The organism is Geomonas agri (genome assembly GCF_020179605.1).
GTDB classification, from domain to species: Bacteria; Desulfobacterota; Desulfuromonadia; order Geobacterales; family Geobacteraceae; genus Geomonas; species Geomonas agri.
The window spans coordinates 2,113,073-2,125,545 of record NZ_JAINZO010000001.1; the positions used below are offsets into that span (position 1 = coordinate 2,113,073).

8 protein-coding genes and 1 tRNA gene are annotated in these 12,473 nt (G+C 61.8%); 2 read left to right on the top strand and 7 right to left on the bottom strand.

What is annotated here, in order from left to right; genetic code table 11:
- Positions 1–52: 52 nt before the first annotated feature.
- The 3 genes from K7R21_RS09135 to K7R21_RS09145 all read right to left on the bottom strand — a co-directional run bounded on the left by K7R21_RS09135 (position 53) and on the right by K7R21_RS09145 (position 1,282).
- Positions 53–127 (bottom strand) — tRNA-Gly (locus K7R21_RS09135).
- A gap of 150 nt (positions 128–277) precedes the next feature.
- Positions 278–655, bottom strand: coding sequence for a response regulator (locus K7R21_RS09140; protein ID WP_224982953.1), 378 nt, complete (start codon positions 653–655; stop codon positions 278–280).
- Between the two features lie 66 nt (positions 656–721).
- On the bottom strand, positions 722–1,282 hold the full coding sequence (locus tag K7R21_RS09145) for a class I SAM-dependent methyltransferase (protein WP_224982954.1): 561 nt from the start codon (positions 1,280–1,282) through the stop codon (positions 722–724).
- Positions 1,283–1,698: 416 nt separating this feature from the next.
- Here K7R21_RS09145 and K7R21_RS09150 point away from each other — a divergent pair, with 416 nt between their 5' ends.
- Together K7R21_RS09150 and K7R21_RS09155 are read left to right on the top strand one after the other, a co-directional pair.
- A complete protein-coding gene (locus K7R21_RS09150; RefSeq protein ID WP_224982955.1) occupies positions 1,699–1,977 on the top strand; it encodes a ribbon-helix-helix protein, CopG family in 279 nt (92 codons plus the stop codon).
- Positions 1,978–2,003: 26 nt separating this feature from the next.
- The gene (locus tag K7R21_RS09155) at positions 2,004–2,975 is read left to right on the top strand and encodes a Tim44 domain-containing protein (protein WP_224982956.1); all 972 of its coding nucleotides are present in this window, start codon (positions 2,004–2,006) and stop codon (positions 2,973–2,975) included.
- Between the two features lie 107 nt (positions 2,976–3,082).
- On the opposite strand, the gene K7R21_RS09160 is transcribed toward K7R21_RS09155, so the two are convergent.
- The 4 genes from K7R21_RS09160 to K7R21_RS20820 all read right to left on the bottom strand — a co-directional run bounded on the left by K7R21_RS09160 (position 3,083) and on the right by K7R21_RS20820 (position 12,412).
- Positions 3,083–6,052 (bottom strand): ATP-binding protein, encoded by a 2,970-nt coding sequence (locus K7R21_RS09160; protein ID WP_224982957.1) that lies wholly within the window; start codon positions 6,050–6,052, stop codon positions 3,083–3,085.
- Between the two features lie 136 nt (positions 6,053–6,188).
- Positions 6,189–8,297: a chemotaxis protein CheA gene (locus K7R21_RS09165; protein WP_224982958.1), complete on the bottom strand. Its 2,109-nt coding sequence runs from the start codon at positions 8,295–8,297 to the stop codon at positions 6,189–6,191.
- Entirely contained in the window at positions 8,294–8,656 is a 363-nt protein-coding gene (locus K7R21_RS09170) for an STAS domain-containing protein (RefSeq protein WP_224982959.1), read from the bottom strand. Before K7R21_RS09170 ends, K7R21_RS09165 begins: the two co-directional genes overlap by 4 nt.
- A gap of 51 nt (positions 8,657–8,707) precedes the next feature.
- Entirely contained in the window at positions 8,708–12,412 is a 3,705-nt protein-coding gene (locus tag K7R21_RS20820; protein ID WP_318248340.1) for an MCP four helix bundle domain-containing protein, read from the bottom strand.
- Positions 12,413–12,473 lie beyond the last annotated feature (61 nt).

Sequence of the window (12,473 nt, forward strand, 5' to 3'; positions counted from 1 at the left end):
TGAAAGTCGGGGCAAAAGAAAAGGAATCCCGAAGGATTCCTTGTTGTTAGTATGGAGCGGGAAACGGGGTTCGAACCCGCGACTTCAACCTTGGCAAGGTTGCACTCTACCACTGAGTTATTCCCGCTCAACAGAGATCCGTTTTATAGCAAAACCGTCTTGACCAGTCAACCCAAAAAACTGCCCGGCCTGCTATTTTTTTCATCCGCACGGAAAAAGAACGCTGCGTCAGTATTTTCCGCGGATCTGCTCTCCTGGCGGCTTCGCGTGCTACCGGCTACTTGCCGGTAAGCAGCTTGCGGATCATTTCGTAGATCTCTTTCGGGACGAAGGGCTTCATCAGGATTCCCTTGGCGCCGGCATCAAGAGCGGCCTGGGTGTCGCAGTCGAAATCGGAGGCGCTGGCAACCAGCACCCGGGCGTTGGGGTCCAGGGCGAGCAGGTCCTTGGTGGCGTCGATGCCGTTCATGTCCGGCATGTAGATGTCCATGATCACGATGTGCGGGCGCAGGGCGCGGTACCGCTCCAGGGCCTCGGCACCGTCGCCGGCCTCCCCGACCACGGTGAAACCGATCTTCTCCAAGATGGCGCGCAACACCTGGCGGAAAAATATCTCGTCATCAACGATGAGTATTCTCACGTCCTTCAAAGCCATGCAGACCTCCGCACGCTGATTTCTGCCACTTATTCAGCGTCCTTTTATACGATTTTTTCAAATATGTCAAAAACATCTCTCATTTTTTTGTTCAGTCAATCGATACAGCACCGCTAAGGCGTGACTACTGTAGTAGTGACAGACACGCTTCAAGCCAAAGGGGGCCAACTGTAAGTCCAGTTTGTCATGGCAGTAGCTCTTTGCGTTACCATCACAGCTGTAATAGTGTTGCAGGACCGAGCCACAGGGTGCATCCTCCTGTCTGCTGTTCACCTCGATGAGGAACAGGCCTCCCGGACGCAGGTTGGCCACCACGTTGTCGAGGTACTGTTTTTTGCGGCGGGTGGTCAGGATATTGAAAACGAAGGTGCACAGCACCAGGTCCACGCCCAGCCCCGCCTGGGCCAGTTCACCAACCGTCAACAATCCCGCCAGCCTCCCGGCCTCGGGATGGACCGCGAGCGCCTTGACCTGTTCCGGGACATCGGCGGCATAGACCTGGAACCCCTCTTCGGTGAGATAAAGCGCGTTGCGCAGCAACCCCGCCCCGTAGTCGAGCACCCTGTGCACCTTGGCGAGCCTGAAGTAGCACGCGTAGCGGATCACGCTGCTTGCCGGTCTGAGCATGTCATTCTCCCGGGCTTGCTGCTGCTGTCGATTCCTCTTACATCCGTGCAGCAGCATGTGGGCCTTGCACCCGGACAAGTGTATAGCAATCCGGCAAAAGATTAATCTTCTCCAACCAATTTTTCAGCGTCGGCGCCGTTTACGTTTTTTTGTAAAAATGGGTTGACAGGAGACAGGGGCGTTATTATTATCACGTCCTGTAAAGGGGAGTAGCTATCGACTGGAGAAATGGTCGACCTTTGGTTCGTCAAGACGGTGGTGACACCCGGGCCCGAGGATAATTCATCTAACAGCAAGACCTTTACCTGTAGCGAGCAGTCGCCCCGGGTAAAGGTCTTTTTTTTTACCGTCACAGGCGCCGTCGTGCTGTGACGGCGCCCTTTGCAAACGGGTAACACCCGGAAGGAGAGGAAATTATGGAACCGAAACAATACATGACCCAAGTTAAGAAAAAAACGGCGAGAAAGAAAAAGGAGATCAAGGAGCCGGTACTGAAGAACGTGGTATCGCTCAGGGTGAGCGACCAGGAGAAACGCCTCCTGGAGCGCCTCACCAAGGCCACCTCGCTCAACGTGTCGGACCTGGTGCGCGAGGCGATCGGCTTCTGGATCGCCAAGGGCATCCGCAAGGGGCGCACCCGCGGCAGTTCGACTGGCAGGATTCCCGTGCAACCGCTGCAGTTGGCCGGCAACTGAACCAACCACTCAACAGGAGAAACTACATGAAACGTAACTTCGCCAAAGCTTTCGCACTCCTCGCAGCAGTCTTCATGCTGAGTGCCACGGTGCTGGAAACCAGCGCCCATGCTCGCGCCGCCGGGGGACGCTCCATCGGCAGCCGCGGCTCCCGCAGCTACTCGACGCCGGGGACCACGTATCGCCAGTCCACGCCGTACCAGCAGTCGGCGCCCTCCCCCATGGGACAACCGCAGATGCAGCAGCCCTCCGCCGGGGGCGGCTTCCTGCGCAGCATGGCCGGCGGCATCGCGGGCGGCCTCTTGGGCGGCATGCTCTTCAGGGGCCTCGCCGGCGCGGGCGGGCCGGGTTACGGCGGCGGTGGCATCGGGCTGTTCGAGATCATCCTCCTGGCCGGCATCGGCTACATGATCTACCGCATGGTGCGCAGGCGGCGCAGCAACACCACGCTGCAGAGCGTCTCGACCGGCTACGGCTCGCAGGGGTACGACAGCTACCAGCAACAGAGCATCCCGGCGTCCTACCACGTCGAGGAGTCGATCCGGGACGACGTCCAGACCGGGCTGTTGCACCTGCGCCAGATGGATCCCAGCTTCGACGAGGCCCGCTTCAAGGACCAGGTGATGGACAACTTCTTCAGGATCCAGGGGGGGTGGATGAACCGCGACCAGCAGGCGCTCGCGCCGCTGCTCACCACCGAGATGCAGGGGATCTTCCGCGAGGATATCGAGCGCCTGCTGCGCGAGGCCCGGGTTAACCGACTGGAGAACATCGCTGTGCGCAGCGTAGAGATCGAAGAGGTGTGGCAGGAGGCTGGGCAGGATTATGTCACCGCCCTCATATACGCCAACCTGCTCGACTACACCACCGACGAGCGCGGCACCGTGCTCGAGGGAAGTAAGACCGACCCGGTGAAGTTCGAGGAGTACTGGACCTTCACCAGGCCGGTGGGCAACAATGCCTGGCGCCTGGCGGCGATAAACCAAAAGCAAGGTTAAGGTTGAGGTCGAGATAACCTCAAGACAAAAAGAAGGGCACCCCATTGATCAGGGTGCCCTTTTTTCGTACTTCAGTCTCAGTCTCAGTCTCAGCCTCAGCCTCGACCTCAACCTGCCGTTCTATCCAGCACCTCCCTCACCTTGTGCAGCAGCGTCATCGGCTGTACCGGTTTCATGATCAGGTCGACACTGTCGTCGAAGACACCGCGAGTTTTCATGAAGTCGGCGGTGTAGCCGCTGGAGTAGAGTACCCTGGCGGTTGCATCGATCCTCCTGATCTCGTCGAAGGCCTCCTTGCCGTTTTTACCGGGCATGATCACGTCCATCAGGATCAGATCGATCTTGCCGCGGTGTTCCAGGAACTTTTGAACGCAGTCGCTGCCGTCCACCGCCAGGACCACCTGGTAACCGTACTTCTTGAGCAGCGATTCAACCAAGCCCCTGACGCCGGCGTCATCCTCGGCAACGAGGACCGTCTCGCTCCCCAATGCCGGTGCAACTGGACCGGGTTCCGAGGCGTCCGCAACGGCCGTGGAGGATGCCTCGGGGAGATAGATCTTGAAGGTGGTCCCCTCCCCCGGCTCGCTGTAGACGTTGATGAACCCTTTGTGCTGCTTGACGATGCCGTACACGATGGACATGCCCAGGCCGGTCCCCTTGCCCACCGCTTTGGTGGAGAAGAACGGCTCGAAGATCCGCTCGCGGGTCCCCCGGTCCATGCCGCTGCCCGAGTCGGAAACGATGATGCAGGCGTAACGCCCCGGCTCGCCGTACCCCTGGGACCTGGCGTAGGCCTCGTCCACCTGCTGCCAGCAGGTCTCGATGGTAAGGGTGCCGCCGTCGGGCATGGCGTCGCGGGCGTTGGTGGCCAGGTTCATCAGGACCTGCTCGAGCTGGCTGCCGTCGGCGAACACGTTGAGCGGCTCCTGGGTCGGGGTGAACTGCAACGTAACGTCTTCGCCGATGATGCGCAGCAGGAACTTCTGCACCTGCCCCACCAGTACGTTCAGATCCTGGGTGCGCGGGTTCATGACCTGCTTGCGGCTGAAGGTGAGCAGCCCGCGGGTCAGTTGCGAGCCGCGCTCAGCAGCGGCGATGATCTGGCCCACCTGCTCGTGCTGCAACGTGGTGAGCGACCCGTCCATCTCCAGGAAGTTGCCGTACCCCGCGATGACGGTGAGGATGTTGTTGAAATCGTGGGCAATCCCTCCCGCCAGGTGTCCGATCGCCTCCATCTTCTGGGACTGCCTGAGCTGCTCCTCGAGGTGCTTCTTGTCAGTCTGGTCACTGATCACGCAGGCGATCCTGGTATTGTCTCCGTGGTCCTCGACCGGAGTGTAGGTTACCGTCACCGCGCGCACGCCCCGTTCCGGGAAGAACTGTTCCATCTCGAAGCGCACCGACTGTCCGCCCAGGCAGGCGTCCAGGTGGTGCTTGATCTCCCCGAAATGCTCCTCCCCAACCACTTCAACCACGGTCCGCCCCACCACCTGTTCCGCAGCCAGGTTGTGGTAGCGCAAAAAAGCGCCGTTGGCCATGCGGTAGCGGTAGTCGCGGTCCAGGACGCAGATCAGGTCCCGGGAACACTCGATCACCTTGAGGTACTCGAGCAGTTGCTCCTCGGAGCGCTTCTTCTCGGAAATGTGCTGGGCCTGCTGGGCATTCTGCTCTGCCAGCCGGGCGAACTGGTGCATCGCTTCCAGTTCCTGGGCAGCGCGGGAACTGGCGATGCCGAGCAATGTCTCGATCAGGGGAGCGTTGCGCAGGGGCGAACAGCTCAGGACACCGAGCAGGCCAAGCCCCTCTCCCTGGGCATCCCACAACGGCACCGCCGCGTACCCCTCCACCGCCAGGTCCCGCAGCACGTCGTCCTCCGGGAACAGCGCCGTCACCCCCTGGGGGTAGACGCAGACGCTCTTGCCCACCACGTTGTCGCAGGGGGTGCCAGCCAGGCGGTAGGTGATGTCGGAGCCGCCGCCAGAACGGGCGTAGAAACCGTGGGTGCGCGCCGACTGCCCGTCGGGGTTCAACTGGGCCACGAAGGCGTAGTCCACGCCGAGGGTGTCGGCAAGGTAACGGTTGATGCCGTGGAGGAGGTCATCGGCCCGGTTCTTGGCGCCGCACTCGTTGATGAAAAAGAGGGTGTCCTCGATCATCTTGCGGTCCGCCGTCTGCCGGACCACCTCGGTGGTCTTTTTGCGCACCTGCATGCGGAGCAGGATGATGAAGACGCTGGCCCCAGCGAGGAAAATAATCAGGCCGATCAGGGTGGGCGCGAGCCAGGGGGGAACCGCGTGCAGTGAGGCAGCATCGCCGTGGGCCCAGCGCTCCCGCGCCTTGTGATAGGGGGAATCCTGTGTGCCACGCCAGCTGGCCAGATAGCGGTCCAGGGTGGCGAGCAGTTGCGCGTTGCGCCCTTTGCCGGTGGCGAGGAAAATGTCGAAGGGGTTGAAGATGATGCCCGAGGAGACCAGGCCGTACTGGTACTGCTTGGCGGCCCCGAAGCTGTTGTTCACCACGCCGGCGTCGACCTTGCCGGCGACTACCGCCTGGAAGATCTCCTCGAAGTTGCCGTACTCTACGAAATGGCAGTTGATGCCGAATTTCTGCACCATGTTGCGGAAGCTGGCGCCGTTGAAGTCGCCCTTCATCACTGCGACCCGTTTCCCCGCGACGTCCTTGATGCTGTTCAGGCCGGCGTTGCGCGGGACGTAGAGTTCACCCCAGACCGTGAGCAGCGGCACCTTGCCGTAATCGAGAAACAGGGCGCGCTCGCTGGTCCACGCCACGCTGGTGATCAGATCCACCTCGCCGTTTCTGACACGGGCGATGCCGTCGGCCCAGTCGCCGTAGACGTACTCGATGCGCCACCCCTCACGGCGCGCGATCTCATCCAGGGTGTCCACGTAGAAGCCCTGGATGCTGCCATCCTTGGCCTTAAAGATGCCGGGGTAAAAGTTGAACGCGCCGATGCGCACCGTCTGCTGGGCAGCAGAGGCAGGGGAAATGCGGAGGGCAAGCAAACCGAGCCAGAGCACGGTAAGCATGATGAAAAGGCGTCCGGTAACGCGCTTCACGCAGAAACTCCAGAAAACGTGTGCCTGGGTACTGAGGGAAGAAACAGAATCTTGAACAAAATTGGGGCCGATAGTAACCAAAATCGACACAATTGTCCAGCCACAAGGCGCTCCCCCTCCCCGTGGCTGTCCGTCGTCAGGCCGCTCCCTCGGCCGTCTTGAAGATGGCGGGGACGTCCAGAATGAGCGCCACCGAGCCGTCGCCCAGGATGGTAGCGCCGGACATTCCCTCGACCTGCTGGTACATCCTCCCCAGGGACTTGATTACGGTCTGGTGCTCGCCAATGACCCAATCAACCACGAGTCCCACCCGTTTTCCCTCCAGTTGGCAGATCACCACCTGCTGGATGGCGGGGGCCTTTCCCTCTATCCGGAACATCTTTCTGAGCGGCACGTAAGGCACCAGCTTCTCGCGCACGAGCAGTATGTCACGTCCGTGCCCCTGCTCGATCTCCTTCTCGGTGAGCAGGATGCACTCGTCCACCATGGCCAGAGGCATCACGAAGCGGTCCTTGCCGATCTGCACTAAGAGGCTTTCGATGATGGCGAGCGTGAGCGGTATCTTGAGCGTAATGCTGGTGCCCCGGTCCGGTTCGCTCTTCACGTCGATGCTACCGCGCAGCCCCTCGATGGCCTGCTTGACCACGTCCATGCCGACGCCGCGGCCAGAGACGCTGGTAACCTTGGCCGCGGTCGAGAAGCCGGGGGCGAAGATAAGCTGCCAGATGTCCCGGTCGGGGAGGTCGGAGCCGGCGGGGATGATCTTGCGCTCGATCGCCTTGGCCCGGATGGCGTCGACGTTCAGCCCGGCACCGTCGTCGCGTATGGTGATCAGAACGCTGTCGCCGGAGTGCACCGCGGCGAGGTGGAGGCTGCCGGTCTTCGATTTCCCCTTGGCCAGCCGCTCCTGCGGTGTCTCCACGCCGTGGTCGATACTGTTGCGGATGATATGCACCAGGGGATCGTTCAGTTTTTCGATCACCGTCTTGTCCAGCTCGGTGTCGGCCCCCTCGGTGGTAAGGTCGATCTCCTTGCCCAGCTCCGCCGAGAGGTCCCGGACCAGCCGTTTGAACTTGGAGAAGGTTGCGCCGATGGGGAGCATCCTTATGTCGAGGGCGTTGTCCCTCAAGTCGTTGGTGAGCCGCTCCACTTCCTCGGCCACCGAGACCAGTTCGGTATGCCGTTTCAGTTCCTGTGCCACCAGGCTCAGGCGCGCCTGCACCGTGACCAGCTCGCCCACGAGGTTCACCAGGAGGTCCAGTTTGTCCGCACTGACCCGGATGCTGGAGGCGGCCTCCTGGCTCTGGGTCTGTGCCTGCCGCTCCTGGCGCATCTCCTTGACGTGCTGCTGTTCCACCAGGGCCGAAGTGATGGTGGTGGCATTGACCAACCCCGACTCCACCGCCAGTTCACCGAACCTCTTCTGCTTGCCCAGCAGTTCGTCCATCTGCTGCGGCGTCAGGTCGCCGCGCTCGATCAGTATCTCGCCCAGTTTCTTGTAACCGCCGCCAGCATCGTCCATCGTGCCGTCGTCCACGACCGTGACGCTCAATTCGCAGGAATCGGCGACGAAGATGAAGACGTCGTCGATGGCGTCCCTCCCCGCGCTGGTGCTGAGGATCACGTCCCAGTACAGGTAACAGAGTTCCGGGTCGAGCGCGTCCAGGGCCTGCATGTCGCAGGTATTGGCCACGATGCTGCAGGGTCCCAGTTCCTGCAGCTCGCGCAAGAGGCTCAGCGGATTACTACCGCTGGCGAAGATCCCCGCCTCCGGCTTGAACCGGATCCGGTAGGTAACCAGGGGCGCCGACGAGTCAACCTCCTCCCGAACCCCCTCGGCATCCGGCGGCGCCACGTTCCCGTCTTGGCTGGGAACGAGGGCCCGGAAGCCCCGGATCACCTCTTCGTTTCGTTGCGCATCCGCCGGTGCTCCCCCTTCGGCGGCCTCCAGCATGGCGAGGATGCGGTCCCGCGCTGCGAGACTCAGGTTCACCAGCTCCTTGCTCACCGCCAGTTCGCCGTTGCGCACCAGGTCGTACACCGTCTCCACGTTGTGGGTGAACGAGGCGATGTCATCGAAGCCGAACATGGCTCCCGACCCCTTGATGGTGTGCATGGTCCGAAAGACCCGGCCCACCAGGCCCAGGTCTGCCGGATTCTCCTCCATCTCGAGCAGCGCCTCCTCGAGGTCCGCCAGCAACTCCCGTGCCTCGTCCTTGAATGCCTGGGCAAAAGCATCACTCATACCGTCACCTTATCCGTATCTATGCGCCAGATGCAGGTCCCTTCCACGTCCTGCACGCATCCCTTGAGCCGCGGCAGCCCCGCCACCGCGGCTATGTCCGCCAGCACCTCGTTGCGTCCGGTAATCGTGCAGGGGATCCCCTTGGCCAACGATGTCCTGTGGCAACTGCACAAAAGCTGCAGCCCGGTCACGTCGATGGCGGTGAGCCCCGCCAGGGCGAGTTCCACCGGCTTGCCCGCGGCAAAGGCCAGCAGCAGACGCTCCCTGAGTTCACCGACGTTGGCTATGGTCATTTCCCCTGAGAAGGTGACCAGGGTGCGCTCCTTCTTCTTGGAGACCTTCACTTCTGCCGCTTCCATACCGTCCTCACCTTAATGGGGGCGGCCCGCAGGCCGCCCCGTAGCTTACTTCTAGAACCTCTCGAAGTCGCTGTCGCCGTCCATGTCGGCCATGATCAGGTCGTGCCCCACGGCTTTCTTGCTCTGCGCGTTTGACCTCTGCTTCAGTTGCTTGACCTCGCTCCTCGTTGCCGACTTGGTAAGCTGCTTCGGCGCCGACTGGTGCCCGGACGCCGCCATGTCTACCCTGAAGAAGGAGATGGTCGACTGCAGCTGCTCCGACTGCGAGGAGAGCTCCTCGGCGGTGGAGGCCATCTCCTCGCTGGCCGAGGCGTTCTGCTGAATAACCTGGTCCAGCTGCTGGATCGCCTTGTTGATCTGCTGCGCGCCGGTATCCTGCTCCTTGCTGGAGGCGTTGATCTCCTGCACCAGTTCGGCCGTCTTCTGGATATCGGGCAGGATGGCGGAGAGCATCTCGCCGGCCCGCTCGGCAACCTCGACGCTGGACACGGAGAGCTCGGAGATCTCGCCCGCCGCCACCTGGCTGCGCTCGGCGAGCTTTCTCACCTCGCTTGCCACCACGGCGAACCCTTTGCCGTGCTCGCCGGCACGGGCCGCCTCGATGGCGGCGTTCAGGGCCAGCATGTTGGTCTGGCGCGCGATCTCCTCGATGATGGAGATCTTGCCGGCGATGTCCTTCATGGCCTGCACCGTCTCGGCGACCGCCTTGCCCCCTTCCTTGGCGTCGTCGGCGGATTTCACCGCGATCTTCTCGGTCTGCTGTGCGTTGTCCGCATTCTGCCTGATGTTGGCGCTCATCTCCTCCATGGAGGAGGAGGCCTCTTCGGCGGCGGCCGCCTGCTGCGAGGCGCCCTGCGACATGGACTGGGCGTTGGCGGAGAGCTGGACACTGCCGGAAGCGACGTTGTCCGCCGCCACCTTGACCTCGGTGACCACCTCGGTGATCTTGGCAACCATGGCGGAGAGGGCGTGGATCAACTCGTCCTGTGCGCTTCTCTCTTTCAGGGAGACCATCAGGTTGCCGTTGGAGACCTCCTTGGCCGCGTCGGTGATCTTGTTGATCGCCTCGATCAGCACGTTCAGGTTGGTCTTGATCAGGTTGTACTGTCCCTTGTACTCGGTGACGATGGTCGGCGGCATGTCTCCCTTGGCGATGCGGTCCACGTAGTCCGCGGTCACCATGAGCGGGTTGACGATGTTGGTCACGGTGTCGTTGACCCCCACGACCAGCTTGTTCCACCCGCCTACGAACAGGGTGGCGTCGGCACGCTTGTCCAGCTCGCCGTTGGCCGCAGCCTTGATGATGATATCGGTCTGCTGCAGCAGCTCGTTCATCATCTTGACCACCGCGTTCAGGTTGTCCTTGATGATGTTGTACTGACCCTTGTACTCGGTCGCGATGGCGGGCGGGATGACCCCCTTGGCCACCTTGTCCACGTAGTCCGCGGTCACCATGAGCGGGTTGACGATGTTGGTCACGGTGTCGTTGACCCCCGCGACCAGTTTGTTCCACCCGCCCACGAACAGGGAAGCGTCGGCACGCTTGTCCAGTTCGCCGTCGGCGGCGGCCTTGATGATGATGTCGGTCTGCTCGAGGAGCTCGTTCATCATCTTGACCACTGCGTTCAGGTTGTCCTTGATGATGTTGTACTGCCCCTTGTACTCGGTCACGATGGCGGGCGGGATGACCCCCTTGGCCACCTTGTCGACGTAGTCGGCGGTCACCATGAGCGGGTTGACGATGTTGGTGACAATGTTGTTGACCCCGACCACCAGCTCTTTCCAACCGCCAATGAAGAGGTCGGCGTTGGCGCGCTGGTCAAGCTGCCCATCGGCAGCCGCCTTTACCACCTTGTCCGCCTCGATGAGCAGGTTGTTCATGATGTCGATGCAGTTGTTGAGGTTCAGCTTGATCTCGTTGAAGTCGCCGTTGTAGTTATCGGTGATGCGCGGCGGGATGTCCCCCTTGGAGATGCGGTCCACGTACTCCGCGGCCACGTTCAGCGGCCCGATCACCGCATCCAGCGTCTCGTTCACCCCGGCGACGATCTTTCTGAAGTCCCCCTCGTGTTTGGTCGCGTCGGCGCGGGTGGCCAGCTTCCCTGCCACCGCCGCCTGCACCAGCATGTCGGTGTCGGCAATGAGCGCCTTCAGGTTCGCGCGCACCTGCTCGATGGTGTTGTTGATGAAGGCCTTCTTGCCGGGGAACTTCTCCAGCTCCGCCTCGAAGTTACCGCGCCCGAACTCCGCGATGCAGGCCATCGCCTTCTTCTTCACCGCGATGTGGCCGTTGACCATATTGTTCACGCCTGCCGCCATCTGGCGGTAGACGCCCTGGTAGTTCTCCGCGCCGATCTGCACGTCGATGTCGCCCAGGTCGTGCTGGGTCGACATGTTGTTCATGTCGGTAATGAGGGCATCGAGGGTCTCGATGCAGACATTGAGGTTGTTCTTGATCTCGTTAAAGTCGCCGTTGTAGTTGTCCGTGATCCTGGGCGGGATGTCCCCCTTGGAGATGCGGTCCACGTACTCGGCAGCCACGTTCAGCGGCCCGATCACCGCATCCAGGGTGTCGTTCACGCCGGAGACGATCTTCCTGAAATCGCCCTGGTGCTTGCTGGCGTCGGCGCGGGTGGCGAGTTTGCCGTCTACCGCCGCCTGGGAGAGCATTGCGGCGTCCGCCACCAGGGCGTTGACCGCATCGATACAGACGTTGAGGTTGTTCTTGATCTCGTTGAAGTCACCGTTGTAGCTGTCGGTGATCTTCGGAGGGACGTCTCCCTTGGAGATGCGGTCCACGTACTCGGCCGCCACGTTGAGGGGCCCGATAACCGCGTCCAGGGTATCGTTCACCCCGGCCACCACCTTCTGGAAGTCCCCCTGGTGCTTGGAGGCGTCGGCGCGAGTGGCGAGCTTGCCGGCGATGGCTGCGTCGGAGAGCATGTTGGCGTCAGCCACCAGTGCCTTGATGGACTCGATCATCTTCTGCATGGCAGCCATGACGCTGTCGCCGTGTTTGCTGTCCACCTCGATGGCGACGCTCATGTCGCCCGCCGCCACGCGGTTTGCGACCTCGCCCACTTCCTTGGGATCGGCGCCAAGCTGGCGCTGCACGATCCTGGTGATGAAGAGCCCGAGCCCGATGGCCAGCGCCACGCCGACCACGATTAGGACCAGCATGATCTTGGTGGCCGAGGTGGCCAGTTCGGCGTTGCCGTCAGCGGTGAGCTTCGCCTGCTTCAGCTTGGCGTCGACCAGCTTCTCGATGGCGTCCTGCTCCATCCTGGAGAACTTGGCGCCGTCCCCTGCCATCAGGGCCCGTGCCTCGTTGTCGCGGTTGGCAACTGCCAGGCGTACGATCTGGTCAATGATCGGTTCATAGCCGGCGCGCGCCTGCTTGAACTCCTGGAACAGCTTACGCCCCTCGTCGGTGAGGATGGTCTTCTCGAAGTCGCTGGCGGCCTTGTCCATTTCCCCGCGCAGCAGCTTGATGCGCTCCACCTTGCCCTGCTCCTCCTGCGGGCTCGTGGCAGCGACCAAGTCCCTCAGGTTGACGCGTATGCGCTGGAAGGAGGTGGAAACGTCCTGCAACTGAGCGACCGGGATGGTGATCTTCTCGTACAGCTTGCTGTCGGCAGCTTCGATATTGTGGATCTCCCGGATACCGAAGTACCCGATCGCCCCGGCGATGACGGCTATCGTGATGAAACCCGTCATCAGCTTTGCCCCCAGCTTCAGATCGTAAAACCACTTCATGTCTGCCTCCTTGGTTCCGCGTTATCGCCCCGCGACACGACGCCACGAGGGCTTCGGGCGG